Source organism: Methyloparacoccus murrellii (genome assembly GCF_054657115.1).
This window is the reverse complement of sequence record NZ_BAAHXD010000056.1, coordinates 1-19,974: the sequence shown is the minus strand read 5'-3', so window position 1 is coordinate 19,974 and position 19,974 is coordinate 1. Positions and strand designations below refer to the sequence as shown.

The window sequence follows — 19,974 nt, the reverse complement described above, 5'->3', positions numbered from 1 at the left end:
TTTATTTTTCTCCCGTTCGATGTCTGCCGGCATGGATCGGCGCCAGCCGGGATGGGGCGTCCAGCAAGGAAATTTGCGGCAACCCTCAGCCCCGCGCATGGGTGCAAAACATGACCACCCGATACCGGCCAGCCACAAAAGATGGGATGGCCGCCCACCCGGCAGAGGGACATCAAGGTGGAGCAACGGGGATTCTGACCCTAACCGAAACGTCCCGTGATGTAGTCTTCCGTCAGTTGATGCTGCGGATTGGTGAACACCTGGGCCGTTTCCCCGACCTCGATCAGGCGCCCAAGATGGAAATATGCTGTACGTTGGGAAACGCGCGCAGCCTGCTGCATCGAATGGGTGACGATGGCGATGGTGAACTGGGAGCGCAGTTCGTCGAGCAGTTGCTCGATCTTGGCGGTGGCGATCGGATCCAGCGCCGAACACGGCTCATCCATGAGGATCACCTCAGGATTGACCGCTATCGTCCGGGCGATGCAGAGACGCTGCTGCTGGCCACCGGAAAGACCGGTACCGGGATGGTTGAGCCGGTCCTTGACCTCATCCCAGAGACCGGCGCGTCGCAACGAAACCTCGACAATTTCCTCCAGTTCGGCCTTGGACAGCGCCAGACCATGGATGCGCGGACCATAGGCCACGTTCTCGAAGATGCTTTTCGGGAAGGGATTGGGTTTCTGAAAAACCATGCCCACCTGGGCCCGCAGGGGTACCACATCGATATCGGGCCCATAGATGGCCCGGCCATCCATCAATATCTCACCCGTCACGCGGCAGCCCGGCACGGTATCGTTCATGCGATTCAGGCAGCGGATGAAGGTTGATTTGCCGCACCCAGAAGGACCGATCAGCGCAATGACCTCGTTGCGGCCGATATCCAGGGTCACATCCTGGATGGCATGCTTGTCGCCGTAATAGACATTGACCTTGCGGCACTGAATGCGCGCGTTGGCGGAAAGGATTTCCCCCACGGTTTCGCGATGCTCCCGGCTGTAGTTGATATCCGGTGAGGCTCTGTTCTTGTCTCTCATGTCGCCATTATCTCTCGCCTGAGATGTTCATGCCCTGCGGCCTGATCGGCAGACACACAGGCGTTATCGATCCTGGATGTCCCTACCAGCGTCTCTCGTAGCGCTTCCTGAGATAGACGGCCAACCCGTTCATCACGATCAGAAAACCCAGCAGCACCAGGATGGCCGCCGACGTGCGCTCGGTGAAGGCGCGCTCGGGGCTATCCGCCCAAAGATAGATCTGCACAGGGAGAACCGTGGCCGGGTCGGTGATGCGGGCGGGAATGTCCACAATGAAGGCGACCATGCCGATCATCAGTAATGGCGCACTCTCCCCCAGCGCACGCGCGGTGCCGATGATGGCTCCGGTCAGCATTCCCGGGATGGCCAGCGGCAGTACATGATGAAATACCATTTGCACCGGCGAGGCGCCTATGCCCAGAGCCGCCTCCCGCACCGAGGGCGGCACCGACTTCAGCGCCGAACGACCGCTGATGATGATCACCGGCAAGGTCATCAGGGTCAGCACCAATCCTCCGACCAGCGGGGATGAGCGGGGCATGCCCATGACATTGATGAATACCGCCAGCCCCAGCAGCCCGAACACGATCGAGGGAACCGCAGCCAGATTGTTGATGTTGACTTCGATGAGATCGGTCCAACGATTGCGGGGGGAAAACTCTTCAAGGTAGATGGCGGCCGCAATGCCGATCGGCAGGGAAAGCCCCACTGTCACCAGCAGGGTCAGGGCAGAACCGGTCAGCGCCCCCAGAATACCCGCAGTTTCCGGCTCGCGGGAGTCGCCCCGACTGAAGAAGGTGCGGTTGAACCGTTTCTCGACGCGCCCTTCGGCACGGAGCTTCTCCAGCCAGCCCCGCTGCTCGCGCAGCCGCTCGTTCGCCTGCGCCTCGGAAATCTGGACGTGTCCCTTGTTCAACATGTCGACCGCATCGTCCGCCGGCAGCCACAGCCTTACCGTCGAGCCGATGATCGCCGGATCGCGCCGGACGCTTTCCCGGATGGACTCACCCGCCGATCCGCTGATCATGGCGGACAGCATGCGCCGTTCCTGACGCGCGCTCACCTCGGGGAACAAGCGGCCAAGCGATCTCTTCCACAGGGCATCATAGTCGGCGCCGAGCAGTTGCTCGGTGGTACGGGTACCCTCGGGGTCGATGATGGCGGCCTCCAGCTCGACATCCAGGGCGATGTAGGTGTACTGGAAGGCCGAATAACCCTTGCCGATGATGCTGGCAAACAGCACCACCAGGGCCAGCAAACCGAGGCAGATGGAAACCAGCCCATACCAGCGGAAGCGCTGCTCGGCCCGGCGCCGTCTGGCCAGGCTGGCGGACACGGCATCCAGGGTGCGGAGCCCGGAGGCTTCGGCAGAGGGCGACTCACTCTCACTCATACTGTTCACGGTATTTGCGCACGATGCGTAAGGCCAGGATGTTCAACGCCAGCGTCAGCAGGAACAAAACCAACCCCAGCGCGAAGGCGGCCAAGGTCTTGGGACTATCGAATTCCTGGTCCCCCACCAGCAGGGTAACGATCTGCGTGGTGACCGTGGTCACCGCCTGCAGCGGGTTGAAGGTCAGGTTCGCACTCAGCCCGGCAGCCATGACGACGATCATCGTTTCGCCGATCGCGCGCGATACCGCGAGGAGAATGCCCCCGACGATGCCAGGCAAGGCCGCCGGAATCACGACCTGCCGTATCGTTTCCGACTGGGTCGCCCCGAGTGCGTAGGCCCCATCCCGCAGGGCTTGCGGCACCGCATTGATAAAGTCGTCCGACAACGAAGAGACGAACGGGATGATCATGATCCCCATCACCAGACCGGCGGCCAGGGCACTCTCGGAGGAGACGTCCTGCCCGGCCCAGGCGCCGAAATCGCGAATGAAGGGCGCAACCACCAGTGCGGCAAAAAATCCGTAGACCACCGTCGGGATACCAGCCAGCACCTCCAGCAATGGCTTTGCGACCGCGCGGAAGCGGGGACTGGCATACTCGGACAGGTAGATGGCCGACAGCAGGCCTACGGGAACGGACACCAGCATCGCAACCAGCGAGATCAGCGTGGTTCCGAGCACCAGCGGGATGATGCCGAAGGCCCCGGAAGAACCCGCCTGGTCGGCGCGCAGGGCGATCTGCGGGCTCCACTTCATGCCGAAGAGGAAATCGGTCAAGGGCACCAGACTGAAGAAGCGGACCGACTCGACCAATACCGACAGCACAATGCCGATGGTTGTCAGTATCGCCACACCGGCACAGGCGATCAGGAAGATTTCGAGAAAGCCCTCGACCTGGTTTCGGGCGCGGTGCTGCGGCCGAATCCTGGTCCTGGCCCACCACATGCCCGCCAGGGCAGTGGCGACGGTGAGCAGCGCCAGCAACCGGTTGCTGGTGTGCTCCAGCTCCAGATAACGCCGCGCGGCCTCGCGGATCGCCGGCGCGGCCTCGCCGTTCGCATTGCTTGCGACATTGCGGATGTCGTTGACGAGCAGGCTGAGCTGCTCGGGCGAGCCGGACAGCATGGCCTCCGGCAGAACCGCCAAGGCCGCGTGCGTGATGTACGTGGCCTCGAGGGTGAACCAGACCAGCATCAGCATCAACGCCGGCACCCCGCACCAGAGCGCGGTGTAGTAACCGTAGTACCCCGGAAGGGAGTGCAGCTCCTGCAAGCCAGCGTTGCCCGCCCAATACAGCGCGCGCCGCCTGCCCACCTGGAAGGCGAGCACGCTCAACAACAGAACCAGCAGCAGCAAGGTCGATTTATCCACGTTGCCTCTCTTCGATCACGCTCCCATGCCTCCCCTTGGCTTGACGCGGTGCCTGGACTGCCATGGGAAAACCGGATTCCATGCAGGCGCGGCAGAGAACTCCACCAGACAAAAATGACAAAGTGTCTAGTATAGCCTGCCGCAATGACAGTCTTGTTGCCGCTTACCCGGTTTTCATCAGGAGGTGTACCGGGCCAGTGTCTTGGCCAGCTGCACGCGCTCCGCCACCGGCTCCGGTATCGAAATCAGGCCCTGGATATGACGCAGGCGCGACAGCAGCCCGATGCGATTGGCCAGCTGGATGCTCAGGCCGGGCCGGGCGTTCATCTCCAGCATCATCGGCCCATGGTTCTCGTCCAGAACGATGTCCACGCCGATGAACCCAAGGCCGGCAAAATCATGGCAGGCGGCAGTCATGGCCAGTATCTCGTCCCAGTAGGGAATCAACCGGCCGGAAAGATTGCCGCCGGTGTCCGGATGCTGCTCGATGGGCCGCTCATGCCAGACACCGGAAAAGGTTCGACCCGACGCCAGATCAATGCCGACGCCGATCGCTCCCTGATGCAGATTCGCCTTGCCATCGGACAGACGCGTCGGCAATCGCACCATCGCCAGCACAGGAACGCCACGGAAAACCAGCGTCCGAATATCCGGCACTCCCTGAAAGCTGATGCGATCGAAAATCGGGTCGAATCTGACGCGATACTCGATCAGCGCAGAGTCGGGCAGTCCTCCCAGGCTGTACATGCCACCCAGGATATTGGAGATGTGATGTCCAAGTTCCTCGTCGTCGGCCAGCACGCCGTTCGCCTTGCGATAGCGACCATCATGCCGACCGGTCACGATCAGGATGCCTTCGCCACCAGCACCATGGGCAGGCTTGATGACAAAATCATCATAAGGGCTCAGCAGCGTGGCCAGCTCCTCGATCTGATGGGTGATTTCGATCACGCAATAGAGCTGGGGCACCACTATTCCAGCCTTGACGGCCAGTTCCTTGGTCAGCAGCTTGTTGTCCACCAACGGATAATTGCGGCGCGGATTGTACGGCAGGATGAAGTCGGCATTCCGCTCGTTCATGCCCATGATGCCAAGCCGCCGAAGCCGTCGCCAGGGCGGTGTCAGTGCCTGCCTCAGGTCCATGCGCTCAGTCTCTCAGCGCCGCCCGGAAGCGCCACAGCTCGGTCAAGCGATATCCCGTATAGCGGCCCAGCAACAGCGTCATGGCCAGGATCACCAGCAACAATTCAGGGAAGACGAAGATGAGGTGCTCCAGGTAGCGGTTGCTCATGCAGAGATACGCCAAAGCCGCCACAATCAGGCTGCCGGCGCCCTGGATCAGCGCCTCGGCGGGTCCCAGCTCCTCCCAGACCAGGGACATGCGCTCGATGGTCATGGCCAGGATGACCATGGGAAACAGCGCCACCGACAGACCGCGGTCAAACCCCAGCTTGTGGCTGAAAATGCTGATGATCGCCATCAGCATGATGACAATGATCAGTACCGACGCCAGGCGCGGCACCAGCAACAGCTTGAGGTACTCCAAGTAGAAACGGATCAGCAAGCCCAGCAGGATTAGCATACAGAACAGCACCATGCCCCAGACCAGCTCGGTTTCGCGGAACGCCAGCGCAATGAGGACAGGCATGAAGGTGCCAAAGGCCTTGAGTCCCACGACATTGCGCAGAATGACGATGAGAAAGGCGCCCACCGGCACCATCAGCAATACCCGATATACGTTCTGGACGCTGACCGGCAAGCTGAACAGCGAATACTCCATCAGCCTTGACCCCATCTGCCGCGCCCGCTGCTCGGCGATCAAGGTCCGGTCCTGTGCGCGTTCCGTGACCGAATAATCGACCTGCTCGTTCTTGCCCCCCAGCACCTCGAGCACCGGCTGGGACCCCACGTACCACAGCACGCTGCCCTCGGGCGCACCCGGCTCACCCGTATGCGGATTCAGGGCCGTCCATTGCTTGCCATCGAAGAATTCCAGCCAGGGCGTCAGCGAGCCGTGATTGATGCCATCCTTTAAGATCAGATAATGGGCCATGCGGGCAGGAATGCCGGCGCCGCTCAGCAGGTTCATCACCCGCCGCACCCAGTCCCCGGGTTCGTCGATGCCCTGGCGGAGCAGGATGACGTTGGGGTCTGCCGTCGGCGCATTGAGCCGTACCAGCAGTTCGCGGGCAAACGACCGGATGTCGGCCGACTTGCTGCGCACATCCTCCATCAGGCCCTTGGCGGCTGAACCCAGGGCTTCCGGCAACGCTGGCGGCTGAACGGCGGGTGGGGGCGTCAAGGGCGGTTCGGCCGCCGGCGCCTGAAGGCTGGAATCACGCGCCAGATGCAGGCGGTAATACAGCACCTGATAGCCCTTGGCCTGGCGGACAGCCCACTCGGCCACCCGACGCAGACCATCGTCCTCGGTCGTCAGCCCGTAACTGCCGGAGACGAAATTTTCGTCCACCACGGTATAGCCCGCGGGCTGGCGCGGAATATAGAAGCGTACCTTGGCGGCGGAATTGCGCCGGGCCTTGAATTCGATGCGCGCCTCGACCGTCAGCACCTCGGCCTTCTCGGTCGGTACCAGCGGCAGGCCCAGGCGTGTCACCTTGAACCAGCATACGCTCAGGCCGAGCGCGGTCAGCAGCAGGGCGAGAATCTTGACGTGGACGCCACGCATGACAACCACCTAGCGGCAACGGCATCCGATGCGGCTAAGGCTTGCCCGATTTGGCATCAGACCCATTGCCTCGCTGGCCACAGGCATCCTGATCGCCCTTGAAGATGAACGTCGCGGCAGAATCCACCAGCGCCACATCGGCAAGGAAACTGCGGCCCAGCAGAACGGGATAATTGAAGCTGCTACGGTCATTGAGGGTGAATTCTGTCTCATAGTCCCGACCGTTCTTACAGATGGTCAGCGTGACCACATCCCGGGTGGAGGATCGCGACAGCCGCTCCTTGATGACCGCTTTCCTCACCAGGGGTCGCTCGATCCTGATCGGGTCGGCGGTCTTGTCGGCGCGGAACTCGAACCGGACCCAAGGATCCCCGTCGCGAGAAAAATGTTCGACGTTGCCGGCATGCAGGGAAGATGTTTTAGCCCCGGTATCCAGCTTGGCGGTGACGCGCAGATTGAGTGGCCGGAGAAATACCGTTTCCAGCCAGCCCATGATCTTCCGGTCCTGGGTCACCCCATCGGACCTGGCCGCCGACGGGGCCGCCATCGCGAGAGAGAACGCCAGCAGACAGGTCACCGCTTTGCCACGCTGCATGGATAAGCCCCACGTCATGTCAAGATCCCGATGCCGGGCGTCAGTCCAGCGGGACAGCGTGCCACGCCGCCTGACGCCCCATCGGTGATCAGTCCTGCGGATAGGTCAGGCCTTTTTTCTGGCTGGCGTAATAGGCCGCCACATCCCTGATGTCCTCCTCGCTCAGGGTCGAGGCAAATCCCATCATCATGGGGTTGCGGCGGGCTCCCGACTTATACTCGTTCAACGCCCGAATGAGGTAGCTCTCATGCTGCCCGGCCAAGCGCGGGAACATCGCATTCTCGCTGTTGCCGTCCTCGGCGTGGCAACTGGCGCAGGCAGCCGCCTTGGTCCTGCCGGCCTGCGGATTGCCGGTCACCGGCAGGCTCGCATTCATGCCGCGGAACTTGGACACATAGGCGGCGATATCCTGCATGTCCTGCTCGGTCAGGTTATCGGCATTGCCTTTCATGCTGCCATGCTTGCGCTCGTCGTCGCGGTATGCCTGCAGGGCCGAAACCACGTAATCGGCATGCTGACCGCCAATGCGCGGCACATGGTACGTGGGGTAGGCGTTCGTGTAGCCGGGCACGGAATGGCAGCCTTCGCAGGTATAGAACTTTTGCTTGCCGGCGACAGGATCGCCTGCGGCGAAGACGGCAGGAGCGACAAGCGCATAGATACCTACCAGGACTGGAACGTTAAGCTTCACATTGAACATAAGGGTGCTCCGACTCTTGAATTCTCGATGGCGCCCCGATTGCTGGGCGCCGCCCATGATTCATTGACCAACACGCCCGGACAAGACCGCCCCTGCAGCCAGGCGGGGCGGTCTGTCACTCACGCCCGCCTCAGAGACTCAAGGCCTGCTTCAGGGCTTCCTCGACCTCGCTGGTATCCATGACATGTGTCTCCTCGGTTTCGCCCTGATCCTCCTGTTCGGCACGCCGCTTCCGATCGAGGTGGTAGGCCAGGCCCGTGCCGGCGGGAATCAGGCGCCCAACGATGACGTTTTCCTTCAGCCCCAGCAACTTATCGCTGGAGCCACGGATGGCCGCCTCGGTCAGCACGCGGGTGGTTTCCTGGAAGGAGGCGGCGGAAATGAAGGACTCCGTCGACAGCGATGCCTTGGTAATGCCCAGCAGGACTGGCTCGTAGCAGGCCGGAATCTTGTTCTCGGCCTCCACGCGCTCATTCTCCTCATGGAAGCGCGAACGGTCGACCTGCTCGCCGCGCAGGAAGGTGGTATCACCGGGGTCGGTGATCTCGACCTTGCGCAGCATCTGGCGGATGATCACCTCGATGTGCTTGTCGTTGATCTTCACGCCCTGCAGACGGTAGACGTCCTGGATTTCCTTGACCAGATACGAGGCCAGCTCCGCGACACCGCGCAGCCGCAGGATGTCGTGCGGCGTCAGATCGCCTTCGGCGATGGTTTCGCCCTGCTCGACATGCTCACCCTCGAACACCGTGATATGCCGCCATTTCGGAATCAGCACCTCATGCTGGAGATTCTGGGCATCGGTGACGATAACCCGGCGCTTGCCCTTGGTTTCCTTGCCGAAACTGATGGTGCCGGTCGCCTCGGCGAGGATCGCCGGATCCTTGGTCTTGCGCGCCTCGAACAGATCCGCCACGCGCGGCAGACCACCAGTGATGTCACGGGTCTTGCTGGACTCCTGCGGAATCCTCGCGAGCACGTCGCCAACCTGCACCTGATCACCGTCGTGGATGCCGATGATGGCGCCGGCCGGCAGGAAGTACTGCGCCACGATTTCGGTCGAGGGAATGAAGATGTCGTTACCGTTCTCATCGACCAGCTTGACCATCGGCCGGAGATCCTTGCCGGAACCGCCACGCTGCTTGGGGTCGATGACGACCATCGAGCTGAGGCCGGTCACTTCGTCCGACTGCTCCTTGACCGTCACGCCTTCAATGAAGTCGACCAGTCGTGCATAGCCCCGGACTTCGGTGACGACCGGATGCGTATGCGGATCCCAGGTCACCACGACCTGACCCGCCTTGACGCGATCGCCGTCACGGGCCGAAGCCACCGCACCATAGGGGATCTTGTAGCGCTCACGTTCGCGACCGTGCTCGTCGATGACGCTCACCTCGCCCGAACGGGAAACCGCAACCAGATTGCCGTCCTTGTTGACAACGGTCTTGACGTTGTTGAGCTTGATGGTGCCGGCCGACTTCACCTCCACGTTGCTGATGGCCGCCGACCGGGATGCCGCACCGCCGATATGGAAGGTACGCATGGTCAACTGCGTGCCGGGTTCGCCGATCGACTGCGCCGCGATGACCCCGATGGCCTCACCGATGTTGACCCTGTGGCCACGACCCAGGTCGCGCCCGTAACAGGAGGCGCAGACGCCATAGCGGGTCCTGCAGGTGATGACGGAGCGCACGCGGACGTTGTCCACGCTGTGCTGCTCCAGGAGGGCCACGGCCGTCTCATCGAGCATGGAGCCGGCAGTCAGCAGCAGCTCCTGGCTGGCCGGATCCAGCACATCCTCGGCCACGACACGACCCAGCACGCGCTCGGCCAGCGGCTCGACGACGTCACCGCCCTCGATCAGGGGCGACATCAGCAGGCCGTCGTTCGTGCCGCAATCCTCCTCGGTAATGACCAGATCCTGCGCCACGTCGACCAGTCGACGTGTCAGATAGCCGGAGTTGGCGGTCTTCAGCGCGGTGTCGGCCAGACCCTTGCGGGCGCCGTGGGTGGAAATGAAGTATTGCAGTACGTCCAGCCCTTCACGGAAGTTGGCGGTAATCGGCGTTTCGATGATGGAGCCGTCCGGCTTCGCCATCAGGCCACGCATGCCGGCCAACTGGCGGATCTGGGCGGCCGAACCACGGGCGCCGGAATCGGCCATCATGAACACGGAGTTGAACGATTTCTGCTCGCCAGCGCTGCCATCCGGCTTGACCACCACCTCGGTACCCAGGCCCTCCATCATGACCTTGGCCACCTGGTCGTTGGCATGCGACCAGATATCCACGACCTTGTTGTAGCGCTCGCCGTCGGTCACCAAACCGGAGGCGTACTGATTCTGGATTTCCTTCACCTCGGCCTCGGCCGCGGCGATGATCTCCTCCTTGCGGGCCGGGATGGCCATATCGTCCACGCCGAACGACACGCCTGCGCGGGTCGCGTTCGAGAAGCCCATGTACATCAGCTTGTCGGCAAACACTACCGTGGCCTTGATGCCGAGCGTGCGGTAGGAATGATTGATCAGGCGGGAGATGGCCTTCTTGGTCATGTCCACGTTGACCAGCTCGAAGGGAATCCCTTCCGGCACGATGGTCCAGATGATCGCCCGACCGGCCGTGGTCTCGGCGCGACGGACATGGGAGGAACGCTGTCCGTCCTCGTGCAGGATCGTCTCCTTGAGGCGTACGGTGATCCTGGCCTGGATGTCGAGCACGCGGTTGTCCAGCGCCCGCTGAACCTCTTCGACATCGGCGAAGATCATGCCCGTGCCCTTGGCACCCACGGCTTCGCGGCTCATGTAATAGAGTCCCAGGACCACGTCCTGGGTCGGGTTGATGATGGGTTCGCCGTTGGCCGGCGACAGAATGTTGTTGGTCGCCATCATCAAGGTACGCGCCTCCAGCTGGGCCTCCAGCGAAAGGGGCACGTGCACGGCCATCTGGTCACCGTCGAAGTCGGCGTTGAAGGCGCTGCAGACTAGCGGGTGCAGCTGGATGGCCTTGCCTTCCACCAGCGTCGGCTCGAACGCCTGGATCCCCAGACGGTGCAGCGTCGGGGCACGGTTCAGCATCACGGGATGCTCGCGGATGACCTCGTCAAGGATGTCCCAGACCTCCGGACTCTCCTTCTCCACCATCTTCTTGGCGGCTTTGATGGTGGTGGCCAGACCGCGGAACTGCAACTTGCTGAAGATGAAGGGCTTGAACAGCTCCAGCGCCATCTTCTTGGGCAGGCCGCACTGATGCAGCTTGAGGGTCGGGCCAACCACGATGACCGAGCGGCCGGAGTAGTCGACACGCTTGCCCAGGAGGTTCTGGCGGAAGCGGCCCTGCTTGCCCTTGATCATGTCGGCCAGCGACTTGAGCGGCCGCTTGTTGGAACCGGTGATGGCCCGACCGCGGCGGCCGTTGTCCAGCAGGGCGTCCACGGATTCCTGCAGCATGCGCTTCTCGTTGCGCACGATGATGTCCGGTGCGTTCAGATCCAGCAGCCGCTTGAGGCGGTTGTTGCGGTTGATGACGCGGCGGTAGAGATCGTTCAGGTCGGAAGTGGCGAAGCGGCCGCCATCCAGGGGCACCAGCGGACGCAGCTCTGGCGGCAGCACCGGCAGGACCGTGAGGATCATCCACTCCGGCTTGTTGTTGGAGGAGATCAGCGACTCGATGGCCTTCAGCCGCTTGGTGTATTTCTTGATCTTGGTTTCGGAGGTGGTGCCGGCAATGCCTTCCCGCAGCAATTCGACTTCGCGCGGCAGATCCATCGTCCGCAGCAGCTCATGAATGGCCTCCGCACCCATCTTGGCCACGAAATCATCGCCATACTGCTGGGTTGCCTCGTAGAACTCCTCCTCGCTCAGCAGCTTGTTGCGCTCCAGGGGCGTCTGCATCGGGTCGATGATCACGTAGGACTCGAAGTAGAGCACCCGCTCGATCTCGCGCAGGGTCATGTCCAGCAGCAGAGCGATGCGGGAGGGCAAGGACTTCAGGAACCAGATGTGGGCGACCGGGCTGGCGAGTTCGATGTGCCCCATACGTTCGCGACGCACCTTGGACAGGGTCACCTCGACACCACATTTCTCGCAGATCACGCCACGGTGTTTCAGGCGCTTGTACTTGCCGCACAGACACTCGTAGTCGCTGACCGGACCGAAGATCTTGGCGCAGAACAGACCGTCGCGCTCCGGCTTGAAGGTACGGTAGTTGATGGTTTCCGGCTTCTTGACCTCACCGTAGGACCAGGAACGGATCATGTCCGGCGAGGCCAGACTGATGCGGATGTTGTCAAAATCATCGACCTGATTCTGACGCTTCAAATAACTAATAAGATCTTTCACTGGTCATCTCCTAATCTGAACACTGGGGAAGCCGGGCCGGAACCGCGGCCCGGAGCGCGCCTTCGCCTCGCGCTAATCCTGCTCCAATTCCATGTTGATTCCCAGGGAGCGGATTTCCTTGATCAGCACGTTGAATGACTCCGGCATCGCCGCCTCCATCCGGTGATCGCCGTCGACGATGTTTTTGTAGATTTTGGTGCGTCCGGTGACATCGTCGGACTTGACCGTCAGCATCTCCTGCAGGGTGTAGGCGGCACCATAGGCCTGCAGCGCCCAGACTTCCATTTCGCCGAAGCGCTGGCCACCGAACTGGGCCTTGCCACCCAGCGGCTGCTGCGTCACCAGCGAATAGGGACCGGTCGAACGCGCGTGCATCTTGTCATCGACCAGGTGATTCAGCTTCAACATGTACATGCAGCCGACGGTGACATCGCGATCGAAGGACTCGCCGGTACGACCGTCGAACAGCTTCGTCTGCCCGCTTTCCGGCAGGCCGGCCAGCCTCAGCATCGACTTGATGTCACGCTCGCTGGCGCCGTCGAAGACCGGCGTCGCCATGGGCACGCCACCACGAAGATTGCCGGCCAGTTCCAGAACCTCGGCGTCGGTGAGTTCGTCGAGATTCTCGGTGCGACCGCTGCTGTTGTAGACATCCTTCAGGAACTGCCGGATCTCGGCCACCTGTGCCTGCACCTCGAGCATCCTGCCGATCTTGATGCCCAGCCCGCGCGCCGCCCAGCCGAGGTGCGTCTCCAGCACCTGACCGACATTCATGCGCGAGGGCACACCGAGCGGGTTGAGCACGATATCGACCGGCGTGCCATCGGCTGCGAACGGCATGTCCTCGACCGGTACGATCTGCGAGATCACACCCTTGTTGCCGTGGCGACCGGCCATCTTGTCGCCCGGCTGGATGCGGCGCTTCACGGCCAGATAGACCTTGACCATCTTCAGCACGCCGGGGGGCAGGTCGTCGCCGATCGCGATCTTGCGCTTCTTCTCCTCCAGACGCTTGTTCATCTCCTCGCGCTGGATGGCGATCTGCTCGGTGATGGCTTCCAGTTGCAGGTTGACGTCCTCGTCCCTCATGCGGATTTCCAGCCACTGCGCCGGCTTCAGGCCAGCGAGATACTCCGCCGTGATGACGGTGCCGGATTTCAGCCGTGCAGGCCCCGAATGGGCTTCCTTGCCGAGGACCATGGCCTCGACGCGCTGATAGAAGTCCTTCTCGATGATGCGCAACTGGTCGTTCAGATCCTTCTTCACCCGCTCGATCTCGGCCTGCTCGATCTGCTTGGCGCGTTCGTCCTTCTTGACACCATCGCGGGTAAAGACCTGTACGTCGATCACCGTACCGTCCATGCCGGAGGGTACCCGCAGCGAGGTGTCCTTCACATCGGACGCCTTCTCGCCGAAGATCGCGCGCAACAGCTTCTCCTCGGGCGTCAGCTGCGTCTCGCCCTTGGGCGTGACCTTGCCGACCAGGATATCGCCAGCCTTCACTTCCGCGCCGATATAGACGATGCCGGACTCATCCAGTTTGGCCAGGGCCGCCTCGCCGACGTTGGGGATGTCGGCGGTGATTTCCTCCGGCCCCAGCTTGGTATCGCGAGCGACACAGGACTTCTCCTCGATGTGGATCGTGGTGAAGCGATCCTCCTGCACGACGCGCTCGGAGATCAGGATCGAGTCCTCGAAGTTGTAGCCATTCCACGGCATGAACGCGACCAGCAGGTTCTGCCCCAGCGCCAGCTCGCCCATGTCGGTGGAGGGACCGTCGGCCAGGATGTCGCCCCTGGCCACTTGGTCGCCCGGCTTCACCAGCGGCTTCTGATTGATGCAGGTGTTCTGGTTGGAGCGCGTGTACTTGGTGAGGTTGTAGATGTCGACACCCGGTACGCCGGCCTCGGTCTCGTCGTCGTTGACGCGCACCACGATACGGCTGGCATCGAGGAACTCGATGGTGCCGCCACGCTTGGCCACCACGGTCACGCCCGAGTCGCGGGCCACGATGCGCTCCATGCCCGTACCCACCAGCGGCTTTTCGGTACGCAGGGTCGGGACGGCCTGGCGCTGCATGTTGGAACCCATCAGCGCGCGGTTGGCGTCGTCATGCTCCAGGAACGGAATCAGCGAGGCGGCCACCGACACGATCTGCTTGGACGAGACGTCCATGTAGTTGATCTGGGTCGCCGCCGCCAGCGTGAATTCATCCTTGTGTCGGCAGGAAACGAGATCGTCGACCAGCCGCCCCTCGGCGTCGACCTTGGCGCTGGCCTGGGCGATGAAGTACTTGCCCTCCTCGATGGCGGAGAGGTACTCGATCTCGTCGGTAACCCGGCTCTCGACGACCTTGCGGTAGGGCGTCTCCAGAAAGCCGTACTGGTTCGTGCGGGCGTAGACCGACAGCGAGTTGATCAGCCCGATATTCGGGCCTTCCGGCGTTTCGATGGGGCAGACCCGTCCGTAATGGGTGGTGTGCACGTCGCGCACCTCGAAGCCGGCACGTTCCCGCGCCAGACCGCCAGGGCCCAGCGCCGACACGCGACGCTTGTGGGTGACTTCGGAGAGCGGATTGTTCTGGTCCATGAACTGCGACAGCTGGCTGGAGCCGAAGAACTCCTTGATCGACGCCGCCACCGGCTTGGCATTGATGATTTCCTGCGGCATCAGGTTTTCCGCATCCGCCAGGGACAGGCGCTCCTTGACGGCGCGTTCGACGCGCACCAGACCGAGACGGAACTGGTTCTCCACCATCTCGCCCACCGAACGCACGCGGCGGTTGCCGAGATGGTCGATATCGTCGACAGCACCATGGCCGTTGCGGATATTGATCAGCTCGCGCAGGACATCGATGATGTCCTCCTTGGTCAGCACGCCGCTGCCGGTGACTTCCGCCCGGCCCAGGCGGCGGTTGAACTTCATGCGACCGACCGCGGACAGGTCGTAGCGATCCGGCGAGAAGAACAGGTTGTCGAAAAGCGCATGGGCCGCTTCCTTGGCGGGCGGCTCGCCGGGACGCATCATGCGGTAGATCTCGACCAGTGCGTCCAGCTGGGTCTCCGTCGAGTCGATGCGCATGGCATTGGAGATGTAGGGGCCACGATCGAGGTCGTTGACGAACAGGGTATCGACGGCATCGACGCCGGCTTCGGACAGGCGGGTGATGAGATCATCGGTGATCTCGTCGTTGACCTTGGCAAGCAGCTCGCCGGTCTCGGCGGAAACGATGTTGCGCGACAGGATCTTGCCGTGCAGATAGTCGCGGGGCACTTCCAGCTGGGTCAGTCCGGCCTTGCCGATCTCGCGGATGTGGCGGGCAGTGATGCGCTGGCCCTTTTCGACCAGGACCTTGCCGTCGACGTGGATGTCGAAGCTGGCGATGTCGCCACGCAGCCGGTCCGGAATCAGCTCCAGCAATACCTTGTCGCCGCGCAGCATGAAGCGGTTGGTTTCGAAGAAGAGACCGATGATCTCCTCGTTGTCATAGCCCAGCGCGCGCAGCAGCACCGTTGCCGGCAGCTTGCGCCTGCGGTCGATGCGAACGTAGACGCAGTCCTTGTGATCGAACTCGAAATCGAGCCAGGAACCACGATAGGGAATGATGCGCGCATTGAAGAGCAGCTTGCCCGAGGAATGGGTCTTGCCGCGGTCATGGTCGAAGAACACGCCCGGCGAGCGGTGCAGCTGCGAGACGATGACGCGCTCGGTGCCGTTGATGATGAAGGTGCCGGTATCGGTCATGAGCGGGATCTCGCCCATGTAGATTTCCTGGCGCTTGATCTCCTTGACGATCTTTGCGGCGGCGGGCGAATCGCGGTCATAGAGGACCAGCTGCACCAGAACGCGCAAGGGCGCCGCATAGTTGGCGCCGCGCTGTTGACACTCCTTGACGTCGAAGGTAGGTTCCCCGAGCCAATAGTCAACGTATTCCAGCACCGCATGGCCGGAATGGCTGGTGATGGGGAAAACGGATTTCAGCGCCGCGTGCAGCCCCTCGTCGGCGCGGTGCGCCAGCTGCACGTCGGTCTGCAGGAAGCGCTTGTAGGATTCAACCTGGGTCGTCAGCAGGTAGGGAACGTCGAGCACATCCCGACGCTTGCCAAAACTGTTACGGATGCGTTTCTTTTCGGTGAAAGAATAGGCCATTTCGATTCCTTACCTGACGGTTCTAACAGGGTTATCACAGAGTGAGGGGACGGCCTGGATCAGGCCTTGCCGTTCCCGCCCCGCTCGCATGGGAGCCCGGGCAGCCGCCGGCGGAGCCTCACGCAACCGGTCGGGGCAAATATCTGCCGGGCTTTACCGCATCCCTACAGCGCCAAAAGGCCGGTAGCTTGAGCTACCAGCCTTGAGGGGCGGTTTAGCCTGACAGCGGAGACAAGTTACTTGATGTCTACCGTTGCGCCAGCCTCGACCAGCTGCTTCTTGATGTCCTCGGCTTCGGCCTTGTTGATGCCTTCCTTGACGGTCGCCGGGACGCCTTCCACCATGTCCTTGGCTTCCTTGAGGCCCAGACCGGTGACGGCCCGGATGACCTTGATCACGTTGACCTTGTTGTCGCCGAAACCGGTCATGACAACGTCAAACTCCGTCTTCTCCTCGACCGGGGCCGCAGCCGCCGCCGCTGCCGGCGCGACAGCGACTGCTGCCGCAGCGGAAACACCGAACTTCTCTTCCATGGCGGAGATCAGGTCAACGACCTCCATGACCGACATGTTAGAGATAGCTTCCAAGATATCTTCTTTTGATACTGCCATCGAATTTCTCCGAATTGATTGTGTGTTAGGAGCGTGCCGTGGTTGGCTACGCCGCCTGCTTCTGATCGCGAATGGCCGCTATCGTACGAACCAGCTTGGCATGCGGTTCGGCCAGGGTACGCACGAACTTCTCGACCGGGGCCTTCATGGTGCCCATCAGGATGGCGATGGCCTGATCCTTGGTCGGCAACTTCGACAGGCGCTCCAGCCCGGTGGGACCGTACTGCTTGCCGCCGACCGCGACCAGGCGAACAACCAGCTTGTCGTTCGTCTTGATGAAGTCGGCGATCAGACGTCCCGCAGCACCCGGATCCTCCAGCGAAAAGGCCAGGATCAGCGGACCCACCAGACCTTCCTGCATGCACTGGAATTCGGTGCCCTCGACCGCCCTGCGCGCGAGGGTGTTCTTCACCACACGCAGGTATACGCCGGAGGCACGCGCATTCCTGCGCAGATCGGTCAGCTGACCCACCGTCAGACCGCGGTATTCCGCGGCCACGGCGGAGTGCGCCTTGGCGGCAATAGCGGACACTTCCTCGACGACAGCGATTTTGTCATCTAGTCTCAGCGCCACTGTGTTTCTCCAATATGTAACATTCTGAACAGCGGGTAAACCATTCAGAGCCTAAACAACGCCTTGGCGGAATCCGCCAGGACGCGATTGCACGGCTCCTTTCGTCGGTTGCCGACTCCAGTACACCGTCTGCGCAGGCCCGACGGGATTAAGCATCGAGTGCACCTGCGGTCTTTGACGGTCACCGGAAGGCAAAAGCTCCTCCGGCAACCCAAAGTCTTCAGGCAGCCAAGCTGCCCTGATCCAGTGCGAGCCCTGGCCCCATGGTCGTGGAAACGGTGATCTTCTTGAGGTAGACCCCCTTGGATGTGGAGGGCTTGGCCTTCTTGAGATCTGCCAGCAGCGCCTCCAGGTTTTCCTTAAGTGCGGCAGGCTCGAAATTCACCTTGCCGATAGTGCAGTGAATGATGCCCTTCTTGTCGGTACGATAACGAACCTGGCCAGCCTTGGCGTTTCTGACAGCCGTCGCCACATCCGCCGTTACGGTACCGACTTTCGGATTCGGCATCAGCCCACGCGGCCCCAGGATCTGGCCAAGCTGGCCGACCACACGCATGGCATCCGGCGTGGCGATGACCACGTCGAAGTTCATTTCGCCCGCCTTGACCTGCGCGGCCAGGTCATCCATGCCGATGATGTCGGCACCCGCCTCGCGCGCCGCGTCGGCATTCGCGCCCTGGGCGAACACCGCTACCCGGGCCGACTTGCCAGTACCGTTCGGCAGCACGGTGGCACCACGAACCGCCTGGTCGGATTTCCTCGGGTCAACCCCGAGAATCACGGCCACATCGACCGCCTCGACAAACTTGACGGTCGAAACCGCCTTCAGGAGTTGGAACGCCTCCTCGGCCGCATAAATCTTGCCGGGCTGAACCTTCTCGTTGATCAGTCTTGCGCGCTTGCTCAGCTTAGCCATTTATACACCCTCCACATCCAAACCCATGCTGCGAGCACTGCCGGCAATGGTCCTGATGGCCGCATCCTCGTCGGCCGCGGTAAGATCGGGCTGCTTCTGCTTGGCAATATCCAGCAACTGCGTGCGGGTAATCTTGCCAACCTTGTTGGTATTGGGATTGCTGCTGCCCTTGCTCAGCCCCACAGCCTTCTTGATGAGCACTGTCGCGGGCGGCGTCTTGGTGATGAAAGTGAAGCTCTTGTCGGCATAGACCGTGATGACCACGGGCAGAGGCAGGCCTTTCTCAACATTCTGGGTGGCGGCATTGAACGCCTTGCAGAACTCCATGATATTGACGCCGCGCTGACCCAGGGCCGGGCCGATGGGAGGACTCGGATTGGCCTCGCCGGCCTTCACCTGCAGCTTGATATAGCCGGTAATCTTCTTTGCCATGTTTACTCCTGTGGGTCAGACGCCGGTAACGGCTCCCCATAGTGACGAACCACCCCTCGCAAGGGGTATCTGCGGACTAGGCCTTTTCGACCTGACCGAAATCCAGCTCGACGGGCGTCGATCGGCCGAAAATGAGAACCGAAACGCGCAGCCGGCTTTTCTCGTAGTTGACTTCCTCAACGACCCCGTTGAAATCCTTGAACGGGCCCTCATTGACACGGACGACTTCGCCAACCTCGAAGAGAATCTTGGGCTTGGGCTTGGCCGCCCCTTCCTCCATACGGCCCAGGATGATTTCCGCCTCCTTGTCGGAGATGGGCGCCGGGCGATCGGATGTGCCACCGATGAAGCCAAGCACACGGGGAACCTCCTTGACCAGGTGCCAGGTTTCCTCGTTTAGCTCCATCTGCACCAGCACATAGCCCGGAAAAAATTTGCGCTCGCTCTTACGCTGCTGACCCTGGCGCATCTCGACCACTTCCTCAGTCGGGACCAAGATGCGACCAAAATACTGATCAAGGCCGGAACGGGTAATACGCTCTTCCAGCGAGCGCTTTACCTGATTTTCATAGTTGGAATAGGCATGCACGACATACCAGCGGAAGGACATCGGACTACTTCCCTTGTCCGGTGAGGTGACTGACACCCCAGAAAAGCATGGCGTCCAACGTCCACAGCAGAAGACCAACCAGAAAAACCAGGGCCACAACAACCAGCGTCGACTGCATGGTTTCCTGGCGCGTCGGCCAGATCATTTTCCTGACCTCGACCCGCGACTCGCGCAAAAAACCCAAGAAGGATTTCCCCATCGCGGTAGCCAGAATCAGAGCAATCGAGGCGATGGAAGCCGCCAGGATACCCAGAACCCGGTACACCAGCCCCTTGTCCGCGAAGTAATAAAAGCCGACGATTCCGCCCACCAGAATCAGGATGGCCACCACCAGCCTGGCAGTATCCAGACCCGAGGACGACGTCGATTCCTCCCTCGCACTCATGGGAATTCCTTTATTTCGGTGAAACGTGAGATGTCGGAAGGGAAATGGCAGGCCAGGAGGGGCTCGAACCCCCAACCTGCGGTTTTGGAGACCGCTGCTCTACCAATTGAGCTACTGACCTTTAACCCTGCTTACCGAAGGGCGCGCATGGCACGCCCCTCGAACCTGATTACTCGAT

The 19,974-nt window shown here is 61.7% G+C and carries 15 protein-coding genes and 1 tRNA gene; all 16 read right to left on the bottom strand.

From position 1 onward, the window contains the following. Positions 1-200: 200 nt before the first annotated feature. Entirely contained in the window at positions 201-1,037 is an 837-nt protein-coding gene (gene pstB / locus ACYQ1H_RS13695; RefSeq protein ID WP_460028604.1) for a phosphate ABC transporter ATP-binding protein PstB, read from the bottom strand. Between the two features lie 82 nt (positions 1,038-1,119). After that, positions 1,120-2,430: a phosphate ABC transporter permease PstA gene (gene pstA, locus ACYQ1H_RS13690; protein ID WP_460028603.1), complete on the bottom strand. Its 1,311-nt coding sequence runs from the start codon at positions 2,428-2,430 to the stop codon at positions 1,120-1,122. Beyond that, positions 2,423-3,802, bottom strand: coding sequence for a phosphate ABC transporter permease subunit PstC (gene pstC, locus ACYQ1H_RS13685; RefSeq protein WP_460028602.1), 1,380 nt, complete (start codon positions 3,800-3,802; stop codon positions 2,423-2,425). Before pstC ends, pstA begins: the two co-directional genes overlap by 8 nt. A 177-nt stretch (positions 3,803-3,979) precedes the next feature. Further along, entirely contained in the window at positions 3,980-4,945 is a 966-nt protein-coding gene (locus tag ACYQ1H_RS13680) for an alpha-L-glutamate ligase-like protein (RefSeq protein WP_460028601.1), read from the bottom strand. A 4-nt stretch (positions 4,946-4,949) separates the two neighbouring features. Further along, entirely contained in the window at positions 4,950-6,488 is a 1,539-nt protein-coding gene (locus ACYQ1H_RS13675) for an inactive transglutaminase family protein (protein WP_460028600.1), read from the bottom strand. A 34-nt stretch (positions 6,489-6,522) separates the two neighbouring features. After that, positions 6,523-7,065, bottom strand: coding sequence for an ATP-dependent zinc protease family protein (locus ACYQ1H_RS13670; RefSeq protein WP_460028599.1), 543 nt, complete (start codon positions 7,063-7,065; stop codon positions 6,523-6,525). 106 nt (positions 7,066-7,171) lie between these two features. Beyond that, positions 7,172-7,840 carry a c-type cytochrome gene (locus ACYQ1H_RS13665; protein ID WP_460028598.1) on the bottom strand — a complete coding sequence of 223 codons (669 nt, stop codon included), beginning with the start codon at positions 7,838-7,840 and terminating at the stop codon, positions 7,172-7,174. A gap of 73 nt (positions 7,841-7,913) precedes the next feature. After that, positions 7,914-12,098 (bottom strand): DNA-directed RNA polymerase subunit beta', encoded by a 4,185-nt coding sequence (gene rpoC / locus ACYQ1H_RS13660; protein ID WP_488199409.1) that lies wholly within the window; start codon positions 12,096-12,098, stop codon positions 7,914-7,916. Positions 12,099-12,191: 93 nt separating this feature from the next. Beyond that, complete coding sequence (gene rpoB, locus ACYQ1H_RS13655) at positions 12,192-16,268, bottom strand: DNA-directed RNA polymerase subunit beta (RefSeq protein ID WP_460028597.1); 4,077 nt, start codon at positions 16,266-16,268, stop codon at positions 12,192-12,194. Between the two features lie 236 nt (positions 16,269-16,504). After that, positions 16,505-16,879, bottom strand: a complete 375-nt coding sequence (gene rplL, locus ACYQ1H_RS13650; RefSeq protein ID WP_460028596.1) for a 50S ribosomal protein L7/L12 — start codon at positions 16,877-16,879, stop codon at positions 16,505-16,507. A 46-nt stretch (positions 16,880-16,925) separates the two neighbouring features. Further along, positions 16,926-17,453, bottom strand: a complete 528-nt coding sequence (rplJ, locus tag ACYQ1H_RS13645) for a 50S ribosomal protein L10 (protein ID WP_460028595.1) — start codon at positions 17,451-17,453, stop codon at positions 16,926-16,928. A 220-nt stretch (positions 17,454-17,673) separates the two neighbouring features. Continuing rightward, positions 17,674-18,369 carry a 50S ribosomal protein L1 gene (gene rplA / locus ACYQ1H_RS13640; RefSeq protein ID WP_460028594.1) on the bottom strand — a complete coding sequence of 232 codons (696 nt, stop codon included), beginning with the start codon at positions 18,367-18,369 and terminating at the stop codon, positions 17,674-17,676. Then, on the bottom strand, positions 18,370-18,801 hold the full coding sequence (gene rplK, locus ACYQ1H_RS13635; protein ID WP_460028593.1) for a 50S ribosomal protein L11: 432 nt from the start codon (positions 18,799-18,801) through the stop codon (positions 18,370-18,372). 76 nt (positions 18,802-18,877) lie between these two features. Continuing rightward, positions 18,878-19,411, bottom strand: a complete 534-nt coding sequence (gene nusG, locus ACYQ1H_RS13630) for a transcription termination/antitermination protein NusG (RefSeq protein WP_460028592.1) — start codon at positions 19,409-19,411, stop codon at positions 18,878-18,880. Between the two features lie 4 nt (positions 19,412-19,415). Continuing rightward, a complete protein-coding gene (gene secE / locus ACYQ1H_RS13625; protein ID WP_460028591.1) occupies positions 19,416-19,796 on the bottom strand; it encodes a preprotein translocase subunit SecE in 381 nt (126 codons plus the stop codon). A gap of 45 nt (positions 19,797-19,841) precedes the next feature. Further along, positions 19,842-19,917: transfer RNA gene (locus ACYQ1H_RS13620), tRNA-Trp, on the bottom strand. Between the last annotated feature and the right edge of the window lie 57 nt (positions 19,918-19,974).

Excerpts from the sequence above, each read along its gene's own strand:
- pstB (WP_460028604.1), bottom strand. The coding sequence starts at position 1,037 with ATGAGAGACAAGAACAGAGCCTCACCGGATATCAACTACAGCCGGGAG.
- pstA (WP_460028603.1), bottom strand. The coding sequence starts at position 2,430 with ATGAGTGAGAGTGAGTCGCCCTCTGCCGAAGCCTCCGGGCTCCGCACC.
- ACYQ1H_RS13680 (WP_460028601.1), bottom strand. The coding sequence starts at position 4,945 with ATGGACCTGAGGCAGGCACTGACACCGCCCTGGCGACGGCTTCGGCGG.
- ACYQ1H_RS13675 (WP_460028600.1), bottom strand. The coding sequence starts at position 6,488 with ATGCGTGGCGTCCACGTCAAGATTCTCGCCCTGCTGCTGACCGCGCTC.
- ACYQ1H_RS13665 (WP_460028598.1), bottom strand. The coding sequence starts at position 7,840 with ATGGGCGGCGCCCAGCAATCGGGGCGCCATCGAGAATTCAAGAGTCGG.
- rpoB (WP_460028597.1), bottom strand. The coding sequence starts at position 16,268 with ATGGCCTATTCTTTCACCGAAAAGAAACGCATCCGTAACAGTTTTGGC.
- rplL (WP_460028596.1), bottom strand. The coding sequence starts at position 16,879 with ATGGCAGTATCAAAAGAAGATATCTTGGAAGCTATCTCTAACATGTCG.
- rplA (WP_460028594.1), bottom strand. The coding sequence starts at position 18,369 with ATGGCTAAGCTGAGCAAGCGCGCAAGACTGATCAACGAGAAGGTTCAG.
- rplK (WP_460028593.1), bottom strand. The coding sequence starts at position 18,801 with ATGGCAAAGAAGATTACCGGCTATATCAAGCTGCAGGTGAAGGCCGGC.
- nusG (WP_460028592.1), bottom strand. The coding sequence starts at position 19,411 with ATGTCCTTCCGCTGGTATGTCGTGCATGCCTATTCCAACTATGAAAAT.
- secE (WP_460028591.1), bottom strand. The coding sequence starts at position 19,796 with ATGAGTGCGAGGGAGGAATCGACGTCGTCCTCGGGTCTGGATACTGCC.